The following is a 24,410-nucleotide window of genomic DNA, read 5'->3' as shown; positions in this document are numbered from 1 at the left end:
CCAAACCGGTCTCGCATAGGAACCTCGTATCAGGAAGAGACCACGCGAGGAACGAAGCGATGTCGACACTCTCTCCGGGCCGCCTCCTTGTCACGGGTGCCAGCGGCCAGCTCGGCACGCTCGTCGTCGACGCCCTCCTGGCGCGGGTCGCGCCCGAGGGCGTCGTCGCGGGCCTGCGCCGCCCCGACGGCGAGGCGGGCGCGCGGCTGCGGGCGCGGGGCGTGGAGGTCCGGGAGGTCGATTACGACCGCCCCGAGACCCTGGCCCCGGCCCTGGCGGGGATCGACCGGCTGCTGCTGATCTCGTCGAGCGAGATCGGCCGGCGGGTCCCGCAGCACCGGGCGGTGATCGCGGCCGCGCGGGAGGCGGGGGTCGGGTTCGTCGCCTATACGAGCGTGCTGCGCGCCCCGACCTCGCCGCTCGGCCTCGCCGAGGAGCACCGGCAGACCGAGCGGGCGCTGACGGAATCCGGACTGCCCCACGCGATCCTGCGCAACGGCTGGTACACGGAGAACTACGCCGCCGCGATCCCGGCGGCCCTCGCGCACGGCGTCCTGCTCGGGGCAGCCGGGGAGGGGCGCATCGCCTCGGCGGCGCGGATCGACTACGCCGAGGCCGCGGCGGCGATCCTCACGGCCGAGACTCCGGCCGGGACCTACGAACTCGCCGGCGACGAATCCTACACGCTGGCCGCCTTCGCCGCCGAGATCGCCCGGCAATCCGGACGGCCGGTGGCCTACCGGGACCTGCCGGAGGCGGCGTTCCGGACCGCCCTGCTCCAGGCCGGGCTGCCCGAGCCGGTGGCGGCGCTGCTCGCCGACTCGGACGCGGCGGCAGCCCGAGGCGCCCTGTTCGACGAGGGCCGGGTGCTCGGCCGGCTGATCGGCCGGCCGACGACGCCCGCCTCCGTCACGATCGCCGCGGCCCTGCCGGGGTGAGCCCCGCCTCGGGGGCCGGGGCGGTGTCGGCGGGGGCTCGGGCCGCGGCCACGGCCTGGTCGATGGTCGTCCGGAACCCGACCGCGGGCGGGCGCAACCCGTGGGCGAGGAGCACCCGGCGGGCGTCCGGGGCGGCCCCCGACACGATCACCGTCGCGCCCCGGCGCGACGCCTTGTGCACGAAGCCCTCGATCGTCGCGGCGCCCGACGAGTCGAGGAGCGCCACCTCCGCAAGGTCGAGCACGATGGCGCGGGGCCGCTCGCCGATGCGGTCGAGGGCGGCCCCCACCGCGCCGGTGGCTCCGAAGAAGAAGGCACCGGAGATCCGGCACACGACCACGTCCGGGTCGCTGGCCAGGGCCGCGTCGTAGGGCAGCCGCTCCCGGAGGCCATCGGGGGCGTCCTCGGCGACGAGGGCCGGCCGGTGCTCCACCGCCACCGCCTGCGCCATGCGGTGCAGGAACAGGACGGCGCCGAGCGCGAAGCCGACCAGGATGCCCTCGGTAAGGTCGCGGAACACCACGAGGAGGAAGGTCGCCAGCACCACCAGCGCATCCCCCCGCGAGGCGCGCAGCAGGACGAGGAGCGCGTGCTTCTCGGCCATGTTCCAGGCGACGACGATGAGCACCGCCGCCAGGGCGGGCAGGGGGATGAAGCGGGCGAGCGGCGCGGCGACCAGCATGAAGGCGAGGAGGAAGACCGCGTGCAGCATGCCGGAGACCGGCCCGCGGGCGCCCGCCCGCACGTTGGTGGCGGTGCGGGCGATCGTCCCGGTGACGCAGAGCCCGCCGAACAGGGCCGAGGCGAGGTTCGCCGCCCCCTGCGCGACGAGTTCGCAGTTGGAGCGGTGCCGCCGGCCGCTCATTGAATCCGCCACCACCGCCGAGAGCAGGCTCTCGATCCCGCCGAGCAGCGCGAAGGAGAGCGCGGCGGGCAGCATCTCGACGACCCGCGCCGGCGACAGGTCCGGGAGGGCGGGGGCCGGCAGCATCTGCGGGATGCCGCCGAAGCGGCTGCCGATGGTCTCGACCGGCAGGCCGAGCAGCCACGCGAGGAGCGAGGTCGCCCCGACCGCGATGAGGAAGCCGGGCCAGTGCGGGCGCAGGCGCCGCAGGCCGAGGATCAGGGCGAGGCCGAGGCCGGCGACGAGGAAGGCCGCGCCGTTGAGCGTCGGCAGCGCCGCGGCGAGGGCCGCGAGTTTCGGGACGATCGGCCCCGGCTCCCGGGCGAGCGTGAGGCCGAGCAGGTCCTTGACCTGGCTCGCCGCGATGATGACGGCGATGCCGGCCGTGAACCCGACCGTGACCGGGTAGGGGATGTACTTGATGAAGGTGCCGAGGCGCAGCAGGCCGATGGCGAGCAGGATCAGCCCGGCCAGGAAGGTCGCGGTGATGAGCCCCGCCACCCCGTGCGCCTCGACGGTGGCGGCGACGAGCACGATGAAGGCGCCGGCCGGCCCGCCGATCTGGAAGCGGCTGCCGCCGAGCGCCGAGACCACGAAGCCGCCGATGATCGCCGCGGTGAGGCCGCGGTCGGGCGTCACCCCGGACGCGATGGCGATCGCCATCGAGAGCGGCAGCGCCACGATCGCCACGGTGAGGCCCGCCACCGCGTCCGCCCGCAGGTCCGCGAGGCGGTAGCGCTCGCTGAGCACCGTCACCAGCTTGGGCGTGTAGAGGTCGGCGAAGCCCGCCGTGCCATCGGCCATCATCGGATCGTCACTCCTCGCGCCGGCCCGGCGCCGGGCGCTTGAGCCGGACGCCCCGGCCGCCCTCGCGGCTGACGGCGTCGTCGCCGATCAGCTCGATCCCGGCCCGGCCCAGCGCCTCGACCACCTTGGTGAGCGTGTCGACCACGCCCCGCACGTTGCCCTCGCTCGCCTCCATCCGCTGGATCGTCGGCAGCGACACGCCCGCCATCTCGGCGAGCTGGCGCTGGTCGATGCCGAGGAGCGCCCGGGCGGCGCGCATCTGGGCGGCGGTGATCATGCGGCGACTATCCTTGCGGCAGCGTTACCATACCGCAGCCGTGATGTTCAAGACATCACTCTTGATGGTTGGACGTTGATCCGCGCGCGGCGTCGCGCCGCAGCTCCTCGGGGACCAGCGTCGCGGCGCCCTGACGGGACAGGACGGCGTCGATGCCCACCGGCCGGTCGTCCCAGGCGTCGACGCCGACGTCGCAGGAGCGGGTCGTGTCGGGCAGCGTGCCGTGGGTGTGGCCGTAGAGGTGCCGGGTGCCCCGCCACAGGCCGGGCCAGGCCCGGTGGGCGTAGTGGGCCAGGAACAGGCGGCACTCGGCGCCCGCGCCATCGGGCCGGTTCAGCCGGTCGCTCTCCACCGGCGGATCGGCCCAGGGCAGGGTGAGCACGCGGTTGGTGTCGTGGTTGCCGCGCACGAGCCGCTTGATGCCGTTGAGCCGGGCGAAGATCTCGCGGCAGCGGGTGCGGCTGGCGCCCGCCGCGAAGTCGCCGAGGTGCCAGACCTCGTCGCCGGGGGCGACCACCGCGTTCCAGTTGGCGATCAGCGCCTCGTCATGCGCCTCGATCGTCGGGTAGCGGCCCCGCTGGCGCAGGATGCGGACGTCGCCGAAATGCGTGTCGGCGGTGAAGTAGGTGGCCATGGGATCCGGGGGCGGGCGCGCTGTCTCGGGAGGGGATCATCCTTGAATCGGGCGCGGCCCGCCGCAGATCCCTCGCACCCTCGCCCCACCACGGAGTGACACCCATGAAGATGCGCACGCTCGGCGCCTCCGGCCTGCAGGTCTCCGCCCTCGGGCTCGGCTGCATGGGCATGTCCGAGTTCTATGCCGGCCGCGACGAGGCCGAATCCGTCGCCACGCTCCACCGTGCCATCGATCTCGGGGTGACCTTCCTCGACACGGCGGACATGTACGGGGTCGGCCGCAACGAGGAACTGGTCGGGCGCGTGGTGCGCGAGCGCTCGGAATGGATCGTGGTCGCCACCAAGTTCGGCAATGTCCGCGGGGCCGACGGCAGCTTCCAGGGCATCAGCGGCCGGCCGGACTACGTGCGGCAGGCCTGCGAGGCGAGCCTCAAGCGCCTCGGGATCGAGGTGATCGACCTCTACTACCAGCACCGGGTCGACCCGCAGGTGCCGATCGAGGACACGGTCGGCGCCATGGCGGAGCTGGTGCGCGCCGGCAAGGTGAAGCACCTCGGCCTGTCCGAGGCGGCGCCCGCCACGATCCGGCGCGCCCACGCGGTGCACCCGATCGCGGCGCTGCAGACCGAGTATTCCCTGTGGAGCCGCGAGCCGGAGGACGAACTCCTGCCGCTCTGCCGGGAACTCGGCATCGGCTTCGTGCCCTACAGCCCGCTCGGCCGCGGCTTCCTCACCGGGCAGATCCGGTCCTTCGACGACCTCGCGCCCGACGATTACCGCCGCAACGCGCCGCGCTTCCAGGGCGAGAACTTTTCCAAGAACCTCGACCTCGTGGGGAAGATCGACGCGATGGCGCGGGAGAAGGGCTGCACCCCGGCGCAGCTGGCCCTGGCCTGGGTGCTGGCCCAGGGCGAGCACATCGTGCCGATCCCGGGGACGAAGCGGCGGCGCTACCTGGAGGAGAATCTCGGGGCGCTCGACGTGACGCTCACCCCCGACGACCTCGCCCGCATCGCCGCGGCGCTGCCGAGCGGGGCCGCGGCCGGGACGCGCTACCCGGCGGCCGGGATGCAGTCGGTGAACCGGTGAGGGGAGGGCGCCGTTCGGTCTGAGCTTTCCCTGGCGGCGGGCACGGCTGTTTGGTGAGAGGCCGGGGCTCCTGAGGATGCGCGTCGGCCTTCGGGAAACACGGATTTGACGCTCAACGATGCCAGCCCAGCGCGCGCGGGATCCCCTCTCCCGAGTAGGCGACCGTGTGCACACATCTTTGTAGCTGGCTCATCGGCTGAACGCTGCTGGAAAACACAACACTCCTCATGCTGAGGTGCGACCGAAGGGAGCCTCGAAGCACCCCCAGCCGTCAATCCAAGAGAAGAGCGTATTGGATACGCTGTTCTGGGGTGCGTGCGGGCCTGCGGCCCGCCAGAGGCTCCCTTCGGTCGCACCTCAGCATGAGGAGGTGGGTTTGTTGCCATGAGTCGGGTTTGAAGCTGTGGCTCAAGATCACCTGACTGGATGAAATCGATCGGTCTCGAGCTCTATCGGCGTCGATCGAGCCTTGCGATGCCCTGCTGGCGATCGCGCGGCGGGTGTGGCTGAGCGATGACGGATCCGCTCGACGTCTGATCGATCGGAACGATCATCCCTCTGATACAGAACAAGTTTTCCTATGCTGTGTGCACTCGGGAGAGGGGAGACGTGCCTCACACGTGTCCCGAACAGCCGTGCGCAGCGGGGGCGGGGGGCATGCCGCTCGCGCCTCACGCCTCGTCGCGCCCCGGCCGCGCCTCCTCCGGCGTGTAGTCCATGCCTGCGAAGCTGCCGCCCTGGAAGCGGCGCGCCACCGCGTCCCGCGGGTCGGTGCCTGCCAGGATCTCCTCCGCGAAGGCATCCGCCGATTGGCGCGGCCGGTAGCCGATGACTGCCGCCGCCGCATTGTCCCAGTAGCTGCGGGCATTGTCCGACACGCCCCAGACGGCGAGAGTGCCCGGGACCGGCGCCGTCGCGGCGCACAGGACCAGCGCGGCGAGGTCGTCGAGCCCGAGCCACGTCGAGAGGTGGCGCGGCTCGGTCGGGCGGGGGAGCGCGCTGCCGATGCGCAGGGCCACGCCCTCGATGCCGTGCTTGTCCCAGTACATCCGGCCCAGGGCCTCGCCCCAGGCCTTGCTCAGGCCGTAGAACCCGTCCGGCCGGAACGGGGCCGCGGCGTCGAGGCGCTCCGTCACCGGGTGCATCCCGAAGGCGTGGTTCGAACTCGCGAAGACCACCCGCCTCAAGCCGTGGCGGCGCGCGCCCTCGTAGACCGCCGCGAGCGCCACGAGGTTGTTCTCGATGATCTCCGGCAGGGGCCGCTCGACGCTGGTCCCCGCCATGTGCACCAGCACCTCCGTCCCCGCGAGGAGCGCGTCCACGGCGGCCGGGTCGCGCAGGTCCCCGCCGACAACGGTCTCCTCCGGCGACAGCGGAGCGAGGGCGTCGAAGCCCGCGCCCGAGCGCAGGCCGTGCCCGGCCGCCAGCAGGTGCGGGCGCAGGCTGCGCCCGATCTGCCCGCCCGCGCCCGAAAGTGCGATCCTGGTCATGACATCGTCCTCATCCTCAGGGCGCCTCGGCCTCGTCGAGGAGCGAGGGTCCGCCGTCCAGGATCGTCGCCACGTGGTGGGCGAGTTCCGCCGCCAGCGCCGCCGCGTCCCGCCGCTCCACCGCCGCCAGGATGCCGAGGTGGCGCCGCGCGGTGTGGCTGAGATCCGGCGGGACGGGGCCCTGCAGCATCTTGTAGCGATGGTTGTGGGTCAGGCAACGCAGCAGCAGCGGCTCCAGGCTCGGCAGCCGTGCCGCCGCGAACAGGCGCCGGTGGAAGGCCCGGTCGGCCTCCGCCAGCCTGTAGGCGTCACCCTCGCGCGCGCCGGCCTCCATCGCGTCGAGCTGGGCGCGCAGGTCCGGGATCAGGCCCGGATCGGGCGGGCCCGCGAAGGCGCGCCGCGCGGCCCGGCACTCCATGTCCCGGCGCAGCCGCAGCATCTCGACCGCCTCCTCCCGGCTCGTCTCCGAGACCCGCGTCCCGCGATGGCCGGAACGGTGCACCAGCCCCTCCTCCTGCAGCAGGAGCAGGGCCTCCCGGATCGGGCCCTGGCTGCAGCCGAACCGCGCCGCGAGCTCGAGTTCGAGGAGCGCGGCCCCGGGCGGGATCTCGCCGAGCATGATCGCCCGGCGCAGGCAATCCGCGACCAGGGCGTGACGGCGCACCCGCGGGAACGCCTGGATGAGTGTCGAGGGACCCTCCGACACGGCCTCCCTCCCTTGTCAGCCCCCGGCATTATCGATATCGATACTGATAACGAGCGGTGCCGCCGGTGGCAAGCAACCGCGCCGCGAAACGGGGAGGAACGCATGAGCAGGGTCGGCAGGCTGCGCTGGGGCATTCTCGCGCTGGTGGCCGCGGGCACCGTGGTCAACTACCTCGACCGCAACGCGCTGGGTGTTCTGGCGCCGGTGCTGAAGGATCAGCTCGGCTTCACCACCGAGCAGTATTCCTACGTGGTGGCGGCCTTCCAGGTGACCTACGGGCTGATGCAGCCGGTCGCCGGCTACCTCACCGACCTGATCGGCCTGCGCGGCGGCTACGTCCTGTTCGCGCTGATCTGGGGCGTCGCCTGCGCCCTGCACGGGCTCGCCACCGGCTGGCTGTCGATGGCGGGCTTCCGGGCCATGCTGGCGGTGGGAGAGGGGGCGGCGATCCCGGCCGCCGTGAAGACCTCGACGCTGTGGTTCCCGGCCCGGGAGCGCTCGATCGCCACCGGCTGGTTCAACACCGGCTCCTCCATCGGCGCCATGATCGCGCCGCCCCTGGTGATCTGGCTGTCCCTGACCTTCGGCTGGCAGGCCGCCTTCGTGGTCACCGGCCTGATGTCGGTCGTCGTCGCGGCCCTGTGGTGGGTCCTCTACCGGGATCCCGACAAGCACCCCTCCTTGAGCGAGGCCGAGCGCGCCCATATCGGGGCCCGGCCCGCCCTGCCCAGGCCCTCGGCCCGCGCGGTGCTCACCGCCCGGCCGTTCTGGGGCATCGCGGCGGCCCGGTTCCTGACCGAGCCGGCGTGGCAGACCTTCAACTACTGGATCCCGCTCTACATGATCTCGGCGCGGGGCATGGACATCAAGCAGTTCGCCCTGTTCGCGTGGCTGCCCTTCCTGGCGGCGGATCTCGGCTGCGTGGCGAGCGGCTACCTGTCGCCCTTCCTGGCCGGCCGCTTCCGGATCTCGCTGCCGAATTCCCGCATCGCCGGCATCGGCATCGGCGCGGTCTGCATGATCGGCCCGGGGCTGATCGGGCTCGTCACCAGCCCCTACGCGGCGATCGCGCTGTTCTCGCTGGGGGCCTTCGCGCATCAGATGCTGTCGAGCCTGCTCTACGCCGTGGTCACGGACCGGTTCGCGCCGCAGGACGTCGCCACCGCGACCGGGTTCGGCGGCATGGCGGGCTATCTCGGCGGGACGCTGTTCTCGCTGCTGATCGGGCAGGTCGCCACGCGGATCGGCTACGAGCCGCTCTTCGCCTGCCTGTCGGTCTTCGACCTCGTGGCGCTGCTGGTGGTGTGGCTGGTGCTCGGGGAGCGGGGCGGCCGCGGGGCCGCCGCGGGCTTGCCCCTCGCGCCCGGGGCCGCGACGATGCGGGCCGAGTGAGAGGGACTCCGGAAGATCACTTCCGGGTTCCGTCTCACCAGCCCGCGCGGCGATTGAGCGAAGCCGCTTTCCGCATCGCGAAGCGATCGATCGGACAGCGCATGAGGAGACGGCCCCCGTGTGGACACCGAGTACGCGCTACCCCGACCCGGCGATCGAGATCCTCGACGCCTCCTTCGCCCGCTACCGGGTGTTCAGCGCGGCGGTGGAGCGCCTCGCCACCGGCTGCCGCTGGTCGGAGGGACCGGTCTGGTTCGGGGACGGGCGGTATCTCCTGTGGAGCGACATCCCCAACAACCGCATCCTGCGCTACGACGAGGAGAGCGGCGCGGTCGGGGTGTTCCGCCGGCCCTCGAACTTCGCCAACGGCAACACCCGCGACCGCCAGGGCCGCCTCGTCACCTGCGAGCACGGGGGACGGCGGGTGACGCGGACCGAGTACGACGGCGCGGTCACCGTCCTGGCCGACACGTTCGAGGGCAAGCGCCTGAACTCGCCGAACGACGTGGTGGTGGCTTCCGACGGGGCGGTCTGGTTCACGGATCCGCCCTTCGGCATTGCCGGAAACTACGAGGGTGAGCGCGCGGAGCCCCAACTCTCCCAGAACGTCTACCGGCTCGACCCGCAGACGGGCGCCCTGGAGGCGGTGGCGCGCGAAATCGCCGGGCCGAACGGCCTCTGCTTCTCCCCCGACGAGAGCGTGCTCTACCTGGTGGAGTCGCGCGGGCAGCCGACCCGGCGCATCGTCGCCTTCGACGTGGTGGGCGGGCAGAGCCTCCGCGACCGGCGGGTGCTGATCGATGCGGGGCCGGGCACCCCCGACGGTCTGCGCTGCGACACCGACGGCAACCTCTGGTGCGGCTGGGGCATGGGCGACGAGGCGCTGGACGGGGTGATGATCTTCAACCCGGACGGTCGCCTGATCGGCCGCATCCGCCTGCCCGAGCGCTGCGCCAACCTCTGCTTCGGCGGCCGGCACCGCAACCGCCTGTTCATGGCCGCGAGCCAGTCGCTCTACGCGCTCTACGTGGACACCCAGGGCTGCGCGGGAGGGTGAGGGCCGGTCAGGTCACCGGCGCCGGGTTGAACAGCGTGAGGTCGTTGTAGAGCCCCCAATGGTCCGACCACGGGACCTTGCGCCCGCTCGCCACGTCGAGGATCAGCCGGAACAGCGCCCAGCCCATCTCCTCGATCGTCGCCTCGCCGGTGGCGATCCGGCCCGCGTCGAGGTCGATCAGGTCCGACCAGCGCTCGGCCAGTTCGGTGCGCGTCGCCACCTTGATCACCGGGGCCTGGCGCAGCCCGTAGGGCGTGCCGCGGCCGGTGGAGAAGACCTGCAGCGTCATGCCGGAGGCGAGCTGAAGCGTGCCGCAGACGAAGTCGCTCGCCGGCGTCGCGGCGAAGATCAGCCCCTTCTCGCGCACCCGCTCGCCCGGGGCCAGCACGCCGCGGATCGCGCTCGTGCCCGACTTCGCCACCGAGCCCAACGCCTTCTCGACGATCGTGTTGAGGCCGCCCTTCTTGTTCCCCGGGGAGGGGTTGGCGCTGCGGTCGGCCTCGCCGCGGGCGAGGTAGGCATCGTACCACGCCATCTCGCGCACCAGCGCCCGGGCGACCGCCTCGCTCTCGGCCCGGGGCGTCAGCAGGTGCACCGCGTCGCGCACCTCGGTCACCTCCGAGAACATCACGGTCGCCCCGGCCCGCACCAGGAGATCCGCCGCGGCGCCGAGGGCCGGGTTCGCGGTGACCCCCGAGAAAGCGTCGCTGCCCCCGCACTGCATGCCCACCACGAGGTCGGAGGCCGGGCAGGTCTCGCGGCGGCGGCGGTTCAGCACCTCCAGCCGCGCCTCGGCCATGGCCAGGATGCTCTCCAGCATCATGCCGAACCCCTGGTGGCGCTCGTCCTGCAGGCGCACCACGCCGTCCTGCTGCCCGTCCGGCAGCAGGCGCTCGGAGACGAGCTTCTCGCAGCCGAGACCCACCACCATGACCTCGCCGCCGAAATTCGGGTTCTGCGCGAGGTTGCGCAGGGTCCGGATCGGGATCACCGCCTCGGGAGCGTTGATGGCGACGCCGCAGCCATAGGCGTGGGTGAGGCCGACCACGTCGTCGACGTTCGGATAGCGCGGCAGCAGCTCCTCGCGGATGCGCCGGATCGCGACGTCGAGCGTCCCGGCGACGCATTGCACGCTGGTCGAGATCGCCAGGATATTGCGGGTGCCGACCGTGCCGTCCGGGTTGCGGTAGCCCTCGAACGTGTAGCCGTCGAGGGGCGGCAGCGGCGCGGGCACCCGCGTGGCGAGGTCGAGCGCGTCGAGGGCGGGGGCGGGCGGCGTGCGCACCCGCGTCTCCTCCACCCAGGCGCCGCGCGGGATGTCGGCGACCGCGAGCCCGATCACCTCGCCGTAGCGCCGCACCGGCCCCCCCGCCGGGATGTCGGCGAGCGCCACCTTGTGGCCCTGGGGCACGAACTCGGCGAGCACCGGGCCGTCCGGCAGGACGGTGCCGGCCGGCAGCCCGAAGGCGTTGACCACGATGGCCACGTTGTCGCTCTCGTGGAGCTGGATCGTGCGCGGCGCGTCGCCGGCGCGGCGGGCCTGCGGGCTCGCGGACATGGCTTCCTCCCCGGCAGGGTGCTCCGATGCGGCCCGGCCGCCGGAGCCCCGCCCTGCCTCCCGCCTTAGACCCGACGCTCCGGGGAATCCAAGCCCAACTCGGCATCGATCGATGCCCGGCCCGCATCGCCGCGCCGCCTCGCCATCGACGCGCGGGCCGCCCGGCACCTGCACGCAGCAAGAGGGAATTCCGATCTCCCGGCAACTTTAAGTCATTCTTTCGAGAATTTTGGACAGTCAGAACAGGGAAATATCAGAATAAAATCATTTCTTAGATTGACGAAACCCGAAGCCGGGTAGAGGATTTCGAGAACGAACGAGCAGGACCTTCTCATGAGCGCTGCCTCAAACGAATCCGCCGTTAACCTGACCGCGCTGGCAGGTGATCTCGTTGCCGCCTACGTGGCGAATAATCGTATCTCGACCGTTGAGTTGCCGCTCTTGCTGCGGACGATTCACGAGACCCTGAATGCACTGGTCTCGCCGCCGCCGCCGGCTCCGGAGAAGCCGATTCCTCCGATCCCGATCCGCAAGACGGTGACGCCGGACGCGATCATCTCGCTGGAGGACGGCAAACCCTACAAGTCGCTGAAGCGACACCTGTCGGGGCGGGGCCTGACGCCCGAGCAGTACCGGGAGAAGTGGGGCCTGCCGCCGGACTACCCGATGGTGGCGGCGACCTACGCGGCCCAGCGCTCCGAACTCGCCAAGACCCTCGGCCTCGGTCAGCTTCGCCGCGACCGCGCGCTGCAGAAGCGGGCCGCCGCCGCGGCGGCGAAGAGCAGGGCGGGGCGGCGCGGCCCGAAGGTCGCGGCCCACTGACAGGCCCGGCCCCGATCGGCGGGTCGGCCGGCGCCGCTCCCGCTCAATCCTCGGGCTCGACGCAGGTCTTCATGAAGAGCTGGCGCGGCTCCCCGCGCAGGTGCTTGCTCTCGGCCTCGGACCGGCACTGCGCCAGCACGGCGGGATCGACGCCCGGGTAGCTGTCCTCGGCGGCCGGCTCCGGCCGCGAGGCGGCCGGCTTGGGGCCGGCGGGCGGCGCGCGGTCCTTGGCGGCGGCGGGCAGGCACGCCAGGATCACGACGGCGAGCGCCGGAAGGAACGGTCTCATCGGCCACACTCCGATTGGCCGGGCCTCGGCGACGCGGTCCGTGTCCCCGCCCGGCTCCCACAGGGCCGCGGGCGGCCGTCGGCGGAGCGGGGGCTCCCCGGCGGTCCCGGGCGCCGGCATGCTCGGCGCCTTGTGTGGCGAAGGTTCGGCACGGGCCGCGGCGCGGGAGCGATTCCGCGCGGCCGGATCAGGGGCGCGCCGGCCACGCCGCGTCGACCCCCGCCATCATGCCCAAGGGCATCGCGGCCCGGGTCCGGCCCGGTGCGGACCCGCCGGGGGACGGTGGCGCCACCGCGAGGAGCAGGACGCAGAGAAGGCCCACCGCCGTGACGCCGAGGACGCCGCCCACGAGGTCGGCCCAGCGCTCGAGCTGCGCGATGACGAACAGCCCCGCCGCGAAGGCGGCGGTGGCGAGGAGCGGGAGCAGGGGCGACACCGCGGGGGACCTCCGAGGAACCAGGAGGCGTGGGAACGCCTCCGGACGGTCCCGGGATCCCGCGGCTACTCCGCGGCGGCGGCCGCGGCGGCGCGGCGCTCGGCCGCCCGACGGCTCCGGATCTGCCCGAGCCCGAGGTCGCGCGCGAGGTCTGAGCGGCGCTGCGCGTAGACCGCGGCGACCATCGGGTAGTCCGGAGGCAGGTTCCACTTGCGGCGATACTCCTCCGGCGTGAGACCGCGCGCCGTCAGGTGCCGCTTCAGCGACTTGTAGGGTTTGCCGTCCTCGAGCGAGATGATGTGCTCGGCCGTGACGGTCTTGCGGATCGGAACTGGCGGGGCCGGCGGCTCGACCGGCATCGGCTCGGCCGGCGCGCCGAGGCCAGCCAGTGCCGTGTAGACGCTGCGCACCAGCGGGGCGATATCCACCGGGCGGAGGGCGTTCCCCGACACGTAAGCGGTCACGATATCCGCCGTCATCACCGCCAGTGACTCGGCTCCGGGCGATGTCGTGCCCGTTTCGGTGGCATTCATCTCAAATTCCTCGGTCAAGACCATCGCTCTAAGGTGGCGATACCGAATTGCCGACGCACAATAATCGAATCTTCGAGCATTTACTAATCAATCTCAGGATTTAGTCCGTTCGAATTAACTCGGCTGCCGGTGCGTGATTGCAGTCTCGGGCCGCGCCGGGGCAGTACCGGTCGTGGACCGTGGCCGAATGTGCAACGCCCGCCGCGGCGTCGGGCCGGGCGGGCGTCACGGGTCGCGAAACGGCCGGTCCACGACGGGAAGACCGCTTCGTCGCAGGACATGGGAAAGTCTTAAGCCGAGATCGGGCCTCATTCCGACGGCCCGGGCTGCCGACGATCTCGGATCATCGACGCCGAGCCCAAGGTTCGGGTCCCGGCCCCGACGAAAGTTCAAGAAACGAACCGGCGGTCATCGGAGATGATCGCCGGGATCTGGGTTCGGCCTGATCCAAGCCTGCTCGGGATGACGGATGGCTCAGCAATCGTCCTTCTGGCCGAGCTTCTGGTCCGCGCCGGCATTGTTCATGGCGCCGACGGTGCCGGGCGAGGCGGGCTGCTGACCGCCCGCGAGGTTCTTGCTCGCCGGGTCGGTCTGGTTGCCGCGGGCATCCGCCTGCGTGCCGGCGCCGCCGGGCGTCTGGCTGGCGCCGGCGTTGTTCATGGCGCCGACGGTGCCGGGCGAGGCGGGCTGCTGACCGCCCGCGAGGTTCTTGCTGCCGCCGTCGGCATCCGAACTGGCCGGGTTGCTCGCCTGCTGGTCCGGAGATTTGCCCTTCGTGGATCCGGTGTTGCAGGGACCCGCGAGCACGGGGGCGGCGCTCAGACCGAGTAAAGCAACGGCGACGGCGATGACTTGCACCTTCATGACGTCTTCCTCCAGCCTTCGTTGGCGAGGAGGAAGCGAGCGACCACCGGCGAGGTTCCACCCTGTGGACTTATGGCCGCCGCGGCCGGGCGGGCACGCCCGCCGCGGCTTCCCTCGGCCGGGCTGATTTGGTATGTGGAATACCAAAGCAACGGCCGCGGAGGGCCCGGCATGACATCGCCCCCTGCGCTTCCCACCGCCGAGGCGGCCCTCTTCACGCTCGGCTGCGTGCTGATCCACGCGCGGGGCGGGACTGGCGAGCGCCTGACCCGGATCCTCGCCGGGATCGCCTGCGCGCTGTTCCTGGTCTACGTCGCGATGGCGAGCCCCGCCGAGACGGTGGCGGCGGAGGCGGCGGCGGATCTCGGCAGCGCGCTGCCCCTGCCCGACGAGCCCGCGATGCTCCCCTGAGGACGGCTCACGGGCGAGCGCGGGACGGGAGCGCCGACGCGGCCCGGGGAAGGGGCGCGACCCGGCGGAGATCCCCGGCCAGCAGGGCCGCGACCCCGTCGCGGCCGACCGGGCGGCCGGTGAGGAAGCCCTGGACCTCCGTGCAGCCGGCCTCCCGCAGCAGCGCCAGCTGGTCTCTCGTCTCGACGCCCTCGGCGGTGGTGGCGATGCCGAGATCGGCGCCCAGCCCCGCCACCGCCCGCACGATCGCGGCGGCGTCGGGGCGGACCGTCAGGTCGGCCACGAAGGAGCGGTCGACCTTGATCCGGTCGAACGGGAAGGCCCGCAAGGACTTCAGCGAGGAGAAGCCGGTGCCGAAATCGTCCATGGCGACGCGCACGCCGCGCTGCCGGAGCCGGTGCAGGACGGCGAGGGCGGTCTCGCCCTCCTGCAGCAGCGCGCCCTCGGTGATCTCGAGTTCGAGGCGGGCGGCGTCGAGCCCGGCCTCGTCGAGGATCGCCTCGACCGTGCGGGCGAGGCCCGCGTCGCGCACCTGGACCGGCGACAGGTTGACGGCGACCCGCAGGGGGGCGGGCCAGGACGCCGCCGCCCGGCAGGCCTCCCGCAGCACCCACTCGCCGAGCGGGAGGATGAGCCCGGTCTCCTCCGCCACCCGGATGAAGGCGCCGGGCGGCACGAGGCCCCGGTCCGGGTGCCGCCAGCGCACCAGCGCCTCGAAGCCCGCGACCGCGCCGGTGGCGAGGGTCACCACGGGTTGGAAGTGCAGTTCGAATTGGGGTGGCGCCAGCGCGGCCCGCAGGGCGAGTTCCACGGCCCGGCGCTCCTGGAGGGCCGCGTCCATCCCGGGCTCGAAGAAGCGGTGAACGCCGCGGCCCTCGCCCTTCGCGCTGTAGAGCGCCATGTCGGCCGAGCGCAGCAGGTCCTCCGGACCCGCCCCCGTCCCGGCATCGAGGGCGATGCCGATGCTCAGCCCGACATTGGCCCGCTTGCCGTCGAGGTCGAAGTCGCGCCCGACCGCCGCGATCAGCGCCTCCGCGAGATCCGCCGCGCTGGCGCGGTCGGCCGGCTGCAGCACGAGCGCGAACTCGTCGCCGCCGAGGCGCGCGAGGAGCGCGGTGCCGCCCGCCGCCCGGCGGCGCATCGCGGCCCCGAGGCGGGCCGTGACCTGCCGCAGGAGCAGGTCCCCGGCGGCGTGGCCGAGGGCGTCGTTCACCGCCTTGAAGCGATCGAGGTCGAGGCAGAACACCGCCGCCGGCCCGGCCGCCGGGGCCTGCGCCAGCGCCTCGTTCAGCGCCTCCTGCAGCTGGACGCGGTTCGGCAGGCCCGTCAGCGCGTCGTGCCGGGCCATGTGGACGATCCGGGCCTCGGCGATCTTGGCAGCCGAGACGTCCTCGTGGACCGTCACGAAGCCGCCCTCGGGCGTCGGCGCGCAGGTCACCGCGACGGTCCGTCCGTCGCTGAGCCGCTCGTCCAGCCGGTAGCGGGTGCGGGTGGCGAGGCGCTGCGACACCTGCGCCCAGACCGCCGCCGCCTCCCGGCCCGGGAAGTTCCCGGCGGCGGCGCGCAGGGCGATCAGGTGCTCGGCGGTGATGCCCGGCCGCGCCTCCTCCGCCGAGAGGCCGTAGAGGTCCAGGAATTGCTGGTTGAGCACCGTCACCCGGTGCCCGGCATCGAACAGGACGAGGCCGTGCGACATGTGCTTGAGGGCGGCGTCGAGCCGCAGGTTCTGCTCCGCCAAGCGGGCATCCGCCAGGACGCGGGCCGTCGCGTCCTCGTGGACCGCAATGGCGCCGCCCTCCGGCGTCGGCGTCAGGGTCATCGCCACGGTCCGGCCGTTGGCGAGGCGGCGCTCGGAGCGGAGCGCGCGCCGCCCCACCAAGGCTGCCATCTCGTCCGACACTTCGTCCTCGGCCCCCGGCCCGGCGAGCCGCGCCGCGCAGGCCCGCGCCAGGTCCGCGGCCGATAGGCCCACCTCGGCCGCGCCGGGCGGGAGGTCGTAGAGGTCGCGCAGGCGCTGGTTGACCGCCGCGACCCTGAGGTCGGCCCCGAGGAGCACCAGTCCCTGCCCGGCATGGGCCAGCACCGCGTCGAGCCCCGGGGCGCCCGGCTCCCGGCCGCGCGGCGCCTCCGGCCGTCCCCCGGCCGGCACCGCGGCCGCGACGCCCCGGTAGCCCAGGACGGCACCCTCCGGGGTCCGGACCGGCGCCCCGGCGAAGCGCAGCCAGCGCGTCCCGCCGTCGGGATGGCGATGGGACGCCAGCAGGTCGCGGAACGGCCGCCCCGTCCGGAGCGCGCCGCGGGGATCCTCCCCGCCGTCCCCGTCGAGGCCGGGGAAGGCGGAGCCGATCCGCGCCGCGGCGACGACGCCCGTCAGGGCGGCGAAGCGGCCCTCCAGGCGCGTCAGCCGGAGCGACGCGTCGGTTTCCCAGAGCCAATCGACGCCGAGGGACGCTCTATCGTCGAGAATCATGACGCCGTCTTCGTTCTACAGCGCCAATCTACCGCGTCTCCGCTGAAGCAATCCTTAGTGTCGCGGCGTGACGGTCAGGAGAACGGACTGTATCGGCGGCCGGGCCGGGCGGTGCGGGTGATGAGGCGCCGCAGGGCCGCCCGGGCGCGCCGGCCCGCCGCGACCCCCGCCTGCCAGGCGCGCGTGTCCCGCGCATAGGCCAGCACGGCCTCGCGGACCCGCACGACGAAGCCGATCGCCGCCGCGAGCCAGCCGATGGTGAGGAGCTTGGCGCGGCCGGCGTGGTAGATCCGCTCGACGAGCACGAAGCTCACCAGGTAGGCGCCCGCGAGCAGCGCCAGCCCGCGCCAGAGATGCCCCTCCGCCATCCAGATCACGCCGAGCACCTTGAGGGGTTCGACCCCGAGGAACGGCACGGCGAGGAGGGCGAGGATCGCGAAGCGCGGCATCCGGGCGATCGCCGCCTCCAGCCGCCGCACCAGCGCGAGGCGCGAGAGCGCCTCGGTGAGCGGCCGGTAGAGCGGGCGCACCAGCTCCGCGCCGACCACGAAGGCCCCGATCACGAGGTCGGCGAGCCCGATCAGGGCGCGGACGGGCAGGGATCGTGGGCGGGACATCGGCGGCTCCTGGGCGTGGGCGGACTCTTGCACCACGCCATCGCGGCGACCATGCGGCGATCCTGCCCGTCGGCCGCGGGCCGGGAAGCGGCGCTCAGAACATCTCGATGCCGTCGTCATCGTCCTGCGCGGCGGGGGCGCGGCCCAGGATGCGCTGCCCCAGCCGCGTGCGGATCTCGTTGAGGGTGCAGCCCGCGATCATCGCGTCGATCCAGGCGTCGTCCCCGGCCTCGTCGGCGCCCAGGTCGCGGCTGCGCGCGCGCAGGGGCTCCGCCGCGCCCGCGACGGCGCCCAGCGCCCGGCACACGTTCTCCAGGCGCTGCCGGGTGAGGTCGTGGAACTGCATGCCGACGATTGCCCCGGACACCTCCGCGGTCACCGCCGAGGTCGTCCGCGCGGTCTCCTGCAGGATGTCGGCGAAGCGGGCGTTCTGGTCCATCAGCGCCAGCATCACGGCGCGCACCTGCCCGGTGGCGCCGAGGCTCTCGTCGGAGGCATCGATCGCCGCCACGTCGCGCAGCATCAGGTGCGACCGGCGCAGGCCCTCGGCGATCGCGCCGATCTGCTGGCGGATCGCGCCCGACAGCGTGCCGATCGACCGGGCGAGGTCGCGCACCTCGTTGGCCACCACCCCGAAGGCGCGGCCCGCATCGCCGGCCCGCGCGGCCTCGATCTTGGCATTGAGGGCGAGCAGGTTCGATTGCCGGTTGATCGCGTCGATCGACCCGACGCTCTCCTCGACCCGGGCGAGGTCCACCAGGACCGTGTCGAGGGAGCCGATCAGGGCGGTGCCCCGCGACGACAGCGCCGCGATCTTGCCGTTGAGGGCCGCGAGCGTCTCCCCGAGGCCCGAGGCCACCTCCGACAGGGCGATCTCCCGGCCCTCGACCCGGACCGACTGGATCGCCCGGACCACCCCCTCCACGGTCTCGGCCTGCGCCCGGGTGGTCGCCGCGATCGCCTCGAACCGCGTCGTCAGCTCCCGCACGCTCGTCTCGGAATGATCCGACGCGAGCCCGATCTCCGCCACCAGCGCGTCGAGGACCTGGCGCTGCCGCGCCGCGAGGCCGAGCCATTCCTCCAGCAGGGCGGCCGCCCCCGAGCCCGGGAGGTCGGTTTCCGGCCGCGCCCGTTCCACCGCCTGCATGCCCATATCCCGGATCCTCCTCTAGTCGCGGCTCCAAACCGGCTCCCGGCGCAAACAGCCCGACACGAACTCTGCCAATGCGGCCTACACGCGAGAGCCTGCGGATTCCTTACTGGAAGCCCTAAGGGCGGCACGAGAATTTGCCAGACATTGTGCATTTATGCGCCTTGCTGACATCGAGGCTCTTTCTAAAATTGAGGAACGGCGCGAGCCGATCTGCATGACTAAGGGAAAATTCATGGCTGAGGTGCTTTGATGGGCGGAACGGCATTCGGGCAGCAACGTCTCCGCGACGCGCCGTCCGGGTCGGGAATGCGGAGACGCTGCGGCAGCCGCTGCGGCACCGAGCAGGGATGGCATGGGATGACGAAGGGGCTTGCGCTGACCGGACCTTGCGGCCTGAAGGCCGCCGAGGCGCTGCGGGAGACGCTGATCGCGGCGCTCGCCGAGGGCGGGCCGCTCGACATCGACGGCGCCGGTGTCGAGCGCGCCGACATCGCGTTCGTGCAGCTGCTCGTCTCGGCCCAGCGCACGGCCCGGGCCAGGGGCGGCGCCCTCCGCGTGACGAACCTCCCGGACGAGGCGTCGGCCGTGTTCCTCCGCGCCGGCGTGGACCCGGCGCGCTTCTCCACACCCTCCTGACCAGAAGGACATCCTCCGATGGCGACCGTACTCGCAGTCGACGATTCCCCCAGCATCCGCCAGATGATCAAGCTCGTCCTCGGCCCGGCGGGCCACACGGTGGTCGAGGCCGGCGACGGCGCCGAGGGCCTGGCGAAGGCCAGGAGCGGGCCGGTCGACCTCGTCATCACCGACCTGAACATGCCCGTCATGGACGGGCTGGAGATGATCAAGGGCCTGCGGGGCGTGGCCTCCCTGACCGGCGTGCCGATCCTCTTCCTCAGCACGGAATCCGACGACGGCGTGAAGCAGAAGGCCAAGGCGGCCGGGGCGACGGGCTGGATCACCAAGCCCTTCAAGCCCGAGCAGCTGCTCGGCGTCGTCGCCAAGCTGGTCCGGGCCTGACCGGACCGGCGCAGGGCGCCCCGCGGCCTGCTCCTGCGGGCCATCCCGCAGGAGCAGGCCGGCCTGCGCGGCGTCGCCGGCACAGCTGACGCCGTGTGCGGCAAGTGCGCGGAAGACGAGTCGTGTCTATCGCCCCGATGATGTGCCGCTTTGTCGGATGATTTGCAGTCGAGGATATCTCCTGCATTAACTCGACGTTAGATTCCTCAGCGTCATAATTCTGTCAAACAGGGTCGAAGTTGCGGCTGTTCGGATGCGGCCGCGGCGACCAGCGACGCGCCGCGGGCTCGGCCCGTCGCGCCGTCGACCACGCCTGCGACCGGATCGGGGACCCGACGCCACCATGACCTTCCTCTCGCCCTGGAGCGGCCGCTGACATGAGCAGCCTCGATCCCATCGCGGTCTTCCGGACGGAGGCCGCCGAACTCCTCGACCGGCTCGAAGCCGCCCTTCTCGACCTCAGCGACCGCCTCGACGACCGGGGGCAGATCGACACCGCCTTCCGCGCCCTGCACACGATCAAGGGATCGGGGGCGATGTTCGGGTTCGAGGCGGTCGCGGCCTTCACGCACGACTTCGAGACCGCCTTCGACCTCGTCCGTCAGGGCCGGGCCGAGCCGAGCCTCGACCTCGTGAACGTGGCGCTGTCGGCCAAGGACTACATCCGGGCGCTGATCGAGGACCCGGCCTCGACCGCCCCGGTGATCGGCCAGGCGATCCTGGCGGAACTCGACCGCATCGTCGGCGGCGCGTGCGCCCCGGCTGCGGTTCCGGCCCAGGCCGGGGACGGCGGCCGCGAGGCGAACCGCGCCGAGGCCGTCCGTCCCGAGGCCGCGGCTCCCGCCGCCACCCCGGGCTGGGCCATCGGCCTTCGCTTCGATCCGGGCGTCCTGCGCAACGGCACCAACCCGCTGGTGCTCCTCGACGACCTGCGTGCGCTGGGCCCCTGCACCGTGACGGCGCGCCTCGACGACGTCCCGGATCTCGAAGACCTCGATCCGACGGCGCTGCTGATCGGCTGGGACGTGCGGCTGGAGGCCGACGTGCCCCGCTCCGCCATCGAGGAGGTGTTCCTGTTCGTCCTCGACGACATGGCGCTGACGCTGGAGCCCCTCGGCGGGGACGCGGCGGCCCTGCCGGAAGGGGAGGGGATCGCGGTTCAGGACCCGGCCGCCGCTTCCGGTCCCGCCGCGTCCGTCCCGGCGGCTCCCCCGGCCGCCGCGCCCCGGTCGGCCGCCCGGCGCGGCGAGGAGCGGGCGACCAGCACGGTGCGGGTCGAGGCGGGCCGCCTCGACGAGCTGATGGACCGGGTGGGCGAACTGGTGATCGCGCAGGCCCGCCTCAGCCAGCTCGCGGCCCTGCGCACCGATCCGGTCATCACCTCGATCGCCGAGGAGATCGAGCGGCTGTCCTCCCGCCTGCGCGACACCACGATGGGCATCCGCATGGTGCCGATCGGCTCGCTGTTCGGGCGCTTCCGGCGCCTCGTGCACGACCTCTCGCGCGACCTCGGCAAGCCCGTGGAGTTCGTCACGGACGGCGAGGAGACCGAGCTCGACAAGACGATGATCGAGCGCCTCGCCGATCCGCTCGTCCACCTGATCCGCAACGCCATCGACCACGGCATTGAGGATTCGGCGCGCCGCGCGGTGAGCGGGAAGGCGGCCACGGGCCGGATCTCGCTCACCGCCGAGCACGCGGGCGCCGAAGTGGTGGTGACGGTGCGCGACGACGGCGGCGGCCTCGACGCGGCGCGCATCCGCGCCAAGGCCGAGGAGAAGGGGCTCGTCTCCCCCGGGACGCCGCTCACGAACCAGCAGATCTACCAGTTCCTGTTCGCCCCCGGCTTCTCGACCGCGCAGGAGATCTCGGCCCTGTCGGGGCGCGGGGTCGGCATGGACGTGGTCAAGAAGACGATCGAGGGCCTGCGCGGCCAGATCGACCTCGCCACCGAGCCGGGCGCGGGCACGGCGGTCGTCCTGCGGCTGCCGCTGACCCTCGCGATCATCGACGGCCTGCTGATCCGGGTCGGCGAGGGGTGCTACGTCATCCCGCTCTCGACGATCGAGGAATGCGTCGAACTGCCCGCGTGCCAGGCCGCCGCGCGCGGGAGGGACTTCCTCAACATCCGGGGCGACCTCGTTCCGTTCATGCGCCTGCGTGACCGCTTCGGCGTCGCGGGCGCCCCCGACCCGTACCAGAAGGTCATCATCGTGGCGGCGGGCGAGACCCGGCTCGGGCTCGTGGTCGATCAGATCATCGGCAATCACCAGACCGTGATCAAGTCGCTGTCGAAGCTCCACGCGGATGTCGCGACCTTCTCGGGCGCCACGATCCTCGGGGACGGCACGGCGGCGCTGATCATCGATGTCGGCCAGCTGGTCACCGACCGGCACGCGGCCGCGCAGGATTACAGGGAGGTGGCGTGATGGCGGCGCTTCAGGAGGCGGCCCCGTCGGGCCACGGGCTCCAGGCCGTGATGGTGCGGATCGGCGGCGAGACCTTCGCCCTCGACGCCGCGCTGGTGCGCGAGATCATCGACCCGATCCCGGCGACGCGGGTCGCCGGGGCGCGGCCGCATCTGGCGAGCGTGGTGAACGTGCGCGGCAACGTGGTGCCGCTCGCCGATATCCGCGAGCGGTTCGGGATGGAGCCCGCGGCGGCGACGCCGGACACCCGCTTCGTGGTCATCGAGGTCGAGATCGACGGCGATCCGGTCGTGGTCGCGCTCGTGGCCGACAAGGTCTCGGAGGTTACCGAGGTCGATCTTGCCCACAAGCAGCAGATCCCAAAGGTCGGTACCTGCTGGAAGCCAGAATACATCCATTCGATCGTCAAGTTCGGAGAGGATTTCGTCATCGTTCCCGACGTCGCTCATATTCTGAGTTGATGCGGACTTTCGAGGCAGGAGTTGTTCGATGCGGTTCACAATTAAGGCGAGACTGGGACTGGCCTTCGGGCTGCTCCTGCTGCTGCTGAGTGGCGTCGGCTATCTCGGCGTGACGAGCCTGAGCAGTTCCAACGCGCGGATGCAGGGCTTCGCGTCCGGACCCTTCACGCAGGTCCAGCGGGCGCTGCGGTTCGAGACCATGGCGGTCAACGCCGCGCGGCTCTTCGGCCGGACGCTGCTCGAGGCAACCGATCAGGCCCGCGAGAAGTCCGCGGCGGAATTCAAGGCCGAGGACGCCAAGTTCCAGGCGGCCCTCGGCGAGTACCTTAGCGCCCTGCCGCCGGAAGGCCGGGCGAGGGTCCAGGGGCTGCGCGACGCCTGGGGCCGCCTCGACGAGGCGGTGCTCAAGGGCGTCGAGCTCGCGGTCCAGAACGGCAACAATCACGCCTCCGAATTGGCCGACGGACAGCAGAACACCGCCTTCCTGGCCGTCAGGGCGCGGCTCGATGACCTGCGCGCCCGTCCCACCCTGTCGGCGGCCCAGCGCGAGCAGGTGGACCGGATCGAGTCGCGGCTGGTGCTGCTGCGCGGCGAACTCTACCGGTCGATCCTGATGTCCGACGACGCCCTCCTGGCCAAGATCAACGGCGAGATCCGCGAGACGCTCGCGGTCCTCAACCGGGACGCGGCGGCGCTCGCGGAGGTGAGCCGGGCGGGCCCCCTGGCCGAGGGCGCGGCCGCCGTCGTCGCGTCCCTCCGCACCTGGCAGCCTCTCGCCGAGAAGGTCCTGGCGCTCGGCGTCGCCAATACCGATGCGAGGGCGCTCCGGATCTATCTCGGTCCATTCACCCAGGCCCGGCTCGCCGTGGCCGAGGAGGTCGGCAAGCTGCGCACCTACGAGGAGAGCGTCGCGGAGGGCTTCGTGAACGACACCCAGGCCGCCTACGAATCGTCCCGCACGATCGTGGTCGCGGTGGTGGCGGCGGCCGTGGTGACCGGCCTCGCGATGGCGCTGTGGATCGCCCTCTCGATCTCCCGCGGCCTCGGCCGGGCGGTCGCCGCCACCACCCGGGTGGCCGAGGGCGACCTGACGCAGGACGTGGCGGTCAGCGGCCGCGACGAGATCGCCGACCTGATGCTCGCCGTCCGGGGCATGACCGTGAAGCTGCGCGAGGTGGTGGGCCAGGTGGTGGTGGCCGCCGGCAACGTCTCGTCGGGGAGCCAGGAACTGTCGTCGTCGGCCGAGCAGCTGTCGCAGGGCTCGACGGAGCAGGCGTCGTCGACCGAGGAGGCGTCGGCGTCGATGGAGGAGATGGCGGCGAACGTGAAGCAGAACGCGGACAATGCCGGCCAGACCGAGACGATCGCGCGGCAATCAGCCAAGGACGCGGAGGCGAGCGGGGCCGCGGTGGGCCGGGCGGTGGATGCGATGCAGACGATCGCGCAGAAGATCACGATCGTGCAGGAGATCGCGCGGCAGACGGACCTGCTGGCGCTGAACGCGGCGGTGGAGGCGGCGCGGGCGGGCGAGCACGGCCGCGGGTTCGCGGTTGTGGCGAGCGAGGTGCGCAAGCTGGCGGAGCGGTCACAGGCGGCGGCGGCGGAGATCGGGACTTTGTCGTCGGAGACGGTGAAGGCGGCGCAGGAGGCGGGGTCGATGCTGGGTCGTCTGGTGCCGGACATCCGGCGGACGGCGCAGCTTGTGGAGGAGATCTCGGCGGCGTGCCGGGAGCAGGACGCGGGATCGGCGCAGATCAACGCGGCGATCCAGCAGCTCGACAAGGTGACGCAGCAGAACGCGAGCGCGTCGGAGGAGGTGTCGGCGACGTCGGAGGAGCTGGCGGCGCAGGCGGAGCGTCTTCAGGGGACGATCGCGTATTTCCGGATCGGCGAGGGGGCGGCGGCGGCGTCCGCGCCGGTGGACCGGTCGGTGGCGCGGCTTCGCGAGACGGCGTCGCGGATGGCGGCGCCGTCGGCCGGTGCGAAGGCGGGCAAGCGCAAGGCGGTCCCGGCCGAGGCGGGCCGGGGCGGGTTCGCCTTCGACCTCGGCG

Annotated in this window: 24 protein-coding genes; 11 read left to right on the top strand and 13 right to left on the bottom strand. The window is 72.5% G+C overall.

The window, feature by feature from the left end; translation table 11 throughout:
- Positions 1-59: 59 nt before the first annotated feature.
- On the top strand, positions 60-938 hold the full coding sequence (locus ACW9J6_RS32330; RefSeq protein ID WP_457120431.1) for an NAD(P)H-binding protein: 879 nt from the start codon (positions 60-62) through the stop codon (positions 936-938).
- On the opposite strand, the gene ACW9J6_RS32325 is transcribed toward ACW9J6_RS32330, so the two are convergent.
- From ACW9J6_RS32325 to ACW9J6_RS32315, 3 genes are read right to left on the bottom strand one after another with little or no spacing between them, the layout of a single operon-like run.
- Positions 910-2,649 carry a SulP family inorganic anion transporter gene (locus tag ACW9J6_RS32325; RefSeq protein ID WP_457120430.1) on the bottom strand — a complete coding sequence of 580 codons (1,740 nt, stop codon included), beginning with the start codon at positions 2,647-2,649 and terminating at the stop codon, positions 910-912. The genes ACW9J6_RS32330 and ACW9J6_RS32325 overlap by 29 nt on opposite strands.
- A 7-nt stretch (positions 2,650-2,656) precedes the next feature.
- Positions 2,657-2,926, bottom strand: coding sequence for a helix-turn-helix domain-containing protein (locus ACW9J6_RS32320; protein WP_457120429.1), 270 nt, complete (start codon positions 2,924-2,926; stop codon positions 2,657-2,659).
- 55 nt (positions 2,927-2,981) lie between these two features.
- Positions 2,982-3,560, bottom strand: a complete 579-nt coding sequence (locus ACW9J6_RS32315; RefSeq protein ID WP_457120428.1) for a metallophosphoesterase — start codon at positions 3,558-3,560, stop codon at positions 2,982-2,984.
- Positions 3,561-3,664: 104 nt separating this feature from the next.
- Here ACW9J6_RS32315 and ACW9J6_RS32310 point away from each other — a divergent pair, with 104 nt between their 5' ends.
- Positions 3,665-4,651 (top strand): aldo/keto reductase, encoded by a 987-nt coding sequence (locus ACW9J6_RS32310; protein ID WP_457120427.1) that lies wholly within the window; start codon positions 3,665-3,667, stop codon positions 4,649-4,651.
- Between the two features lie 671 nt (positions 4,652-5,322).
- Here the strand turns inward: ACW9J6_RS32310 and ACW9J6_RS32305 are convergent.
- Together ACW9J6_RS32305 and ACW9J6_RS32300 are read right to left on the bottom strand one after the other, a co-directional pair.
- On the bottom strand, positions 5,323-6,141 hold the full coding sequence (locus ACW9J6_RS32305; RefSeq protein WP_457120426.1) for an NAD-dependent epimerase/dehydratase family protein: 819 nt from the start codon (positions 6,139-6,141) through the stop codon (positions 5,323-5,325).
- A 16-nt stretch (positions 6,142-6,157) separates the two neighbouring features.
- Positions 6,158-6,847, bottom strand: coding sequence for a GntR family transcriptional regulator (locus tag ACW9J6_RS32300; protein WP_457120425.1), 690 nt, complete (start codon positions 6,845-6,847; stop codon positions 6,158-6,160).
- Between the two features lie 102 nt (positions 6,848-6,949).
- On the opposite strand from ACW9J6_RS32300, the gene ACW9J6_RS32295 reads away from it, so the two are divergent.
- Together ACW9J6_RS32295 and ACW9J6_RS32290 are read left to right on the top strand one after the other, a co-directional pair.
- Positions 6,950-8,239 (top strand): MFS transporter, encoded by a 1,290-nt coding sequence (locus ACW9J6_RS32295; protein ID WP_457120424.1) that lies wholly within the window; start codon positions 6,950-6,952, stop codon positions 8,237-8,239.
- A gap of 118 nt (positions 8,240-8,357) precedes the next feature.
- A complete protein-coding gene (locus ACW9J6_RS32290) occupies positions 8,358-9,296 on the top strand; it encodes an SMP-30/gluconolactonase/LRE family protein (RefSeq protein ID WP_457120423.1) in 939 nt (312 codons plus the stop codon).
- A gap of 7 nt (positions 9,297-9,303) precedes the next feature.
- Here the strand turns inward: ACW9J6_RS32290 and garD are convergent, their stop codons facing one another.
- Complete coding sequence (garD, locus tag ACW9J6_RS32285) at positions 9,304-10,854, bottom strand: galactarate dehydratase (RefSeq protein WP_457120422.1); 1,551 nt, start codon at positions 10,852-10,854, stop codon at positions 9,304-9,306.
- Positions 10,855-11,187: 333 nt separating this feature from the next.
- Here garD and ACW9J6_RS32280 point away from each other — a divergent pair, with 333 nt between their 5' ends.
- On the top strand, positions 11,188-11,676 hold the full coding sequence (locus ACW9J6_RS32280; RefSeq protein ID WP_457120421.1) for a MucR family transcriptional regulator: 489 nt from the start codon (positions 11,188-11,190) through the stop codon (positions 11,674-11,676).
- Between the two features lie 43 nt (positions 11,677-11,719).
- On the opposite strand, the gene ACW9J6_RS32275 is transcribed toward ACW9J6_RS32280, so the two are convergent.
- The 4 genes from ACW9J6_RS32275 to ACW9J6_RS32260 form a co-directional block, all read right to left on the bottom strand.
- Complete coding sequence (locus ACW9J6_RS32275; RefSeq protein WP_457120420.1) at positions 11,720-11,965, bottom strand: PsiF family protein; 246 nt, start codon at positions 11,963-11,965, stop codon at positions 11,720-11,722.
- 187 nt (positions 11,966-12,152) lie between these two features.
- Entirely contained in the window at positions 12,153-12,401 is a 249-nt protein-coding gene (locus ACW9J6_RS32270) for a hypothetical protein (protein WP_457120419.1), read from the bottom strand.
- 65 nt (positions 12,402-12,466) lie between these two features.
- Positions 12,467-12,934 (bottom strand): MucR family transcriptional regulator, encoded by a 468-nt coding sequence (locus ACW9J6_RS32265; RefSeq protein WP_457120418.1) that lies wholly within the window; start codon positions 12,932-12,934, stop codon positions 12,467-12,469.
- Between the two features lie 474 nt (positions 12,935-13,408).
- Positions 13,409-13,798 (bottom strand): exopolysaccharide production protein YjbE, encoded by a 390-nt coding sequence (locus tag ACW9J6_RS32260; RefSeq protein WP_457120417.1) that lies wholly within the window; start codon positions 13,796-13,798, stop codon positions 13,409-13,411.
- 171 nt (positions 13,799-13,969) lie between these two features.
- Here ACW9J6_RS32260 and ACW9J6_RS32255 point away from each other — a divergent pair, with 171 nt between their 5' ends.
- Positions 13,970-14,209: a hypothetical protein gene (locus ACW9J6_RS32255; protein ID WP_457120416.1), complete on the top strand. Its 240-nt coding sequence runs from the start codon at positions 13,970-13,972 to the stop codon at positions 14,207-14,209.
- A 7-nt stretch (positions 14,210-14,216) separates the two neighbouring features.
- Here ACW9J6_RS32255 and ACW9J6_RS32250 read toward each other — a convergent pair whose 3' ends face one another.
- From ACW9J6_RS32250 to ACW9J6_RS32240, 3 genes are all read right to left on the bottom strand, one after another.
- Positions 14,217-16,679: an EAL domain-containing protein gene (locus ACW9J6_RS32250; protein ID WP_457120415.1), complete on the bottom strand. Its 2,463-nt coding sequence runs from the start codon at positions 16,677-16,679 to the stop codon at positions 14,217-14,219.
- A gap of 74 nt (positions 16,680-16,753) precedes the next feature.
- Positions 16,754-17,296 (bottom strand): hypothetical protein, encoded by a 543-nt coding sequence (locus tag ACW9J6_RS32245; RefSeq protein WP_457120414.1) that lies wholly within the window; start codon positions 17,294-17,296, stop codon positions 16,754-16,756.
- Positions 17,297-17,390: 94 nt separating this feature from the next.
- A complete protein-coding gene (locus ACW9J6_RS32240) occupies positions 17,391-18,443 on the bottom strand; it encodes a methyl-accepting chemotaxis protein (protein ID WP_457120413.1) in 1,053 nt (350 codons plus the stop codon).
- A gap of 363 nt (positions 18,444-18,806) precedes the next feature.
- On the opposite strand from ACW9J6_RS32240, the gene ACW9J6_RS32235 reads away from it, so the two are divergent.
- From ACW9J6_RS32235 to ACW9J6_RS32215, 5 genes are all read left to right on the top strand, one after another.
- Complete coding sequence (locus ACW9J6_RS32235) at positions 18,807-19,085, top strand: STAS domain-containing protein (protein ID WP_457120412.1); 279 nt, start codon at positions 18,807-18,809, stop codon at positions 19,083-19,085.
- A gap of 18 nt (positions 19,086-19,103) precedes the next feature.
- Positions 19,104-19,469: a response regulator gene (locus ACW9J6_RS32230; RefSeq protein ID WP_457120411.1), complete on the top strand. Its 366-nt coding sequence runs from the start codon at positions 19,104-19,106 to the stop codon at positions 19,467-19,469.
- Positions 19,470-19,846: 377 nt separating this feature from the next.
- Positions 19,847-21,898 (top strand): chemotaxis protein CheA, encoded by a 2,052-nt coding sequence (locus ACW9J6_RS32225; RefSeq protein WP_457120410.1) that lies wholly within the window; start codon positions 19,847-19,849, stop codon positions 21,896-21,898.
- Positions 21,898-22,359 (top strand): chemotaxis protein CheW, encoded by a 462-nt coding sequence (locus tag ACW9J6_RS32220; protein ID WP_457120409.1) that lies wholly within the window; start codon positions 21,898-21,900, stop codon positions 22,357-22,359. The genes ACW9J6_RS32225 and ACW9J6_RS32220 overlap by 1 nt, the downstream gene beginning before the upstream one ends.
- A 28-nt stretch (positions 22,360-22,387) precedes the next feature.
- Positions 22,388-24,410: methyl-accepting chemotaxis protein (locus ACW9J6_RS32215; RefSeq protein ID WP_457120408.1), on the top strand; the 2,023-nt coding region annotated here is incomplete at its 3' end.

It is taken from the genome of Methylobacterium sp. JK268 (assembly GCF_054052225.1).
The sequence above is the reverse complement of the archived record's forward strand: the minus strand, read 5'-3'. Positions and strand labels throughout refer to the sequence as shown.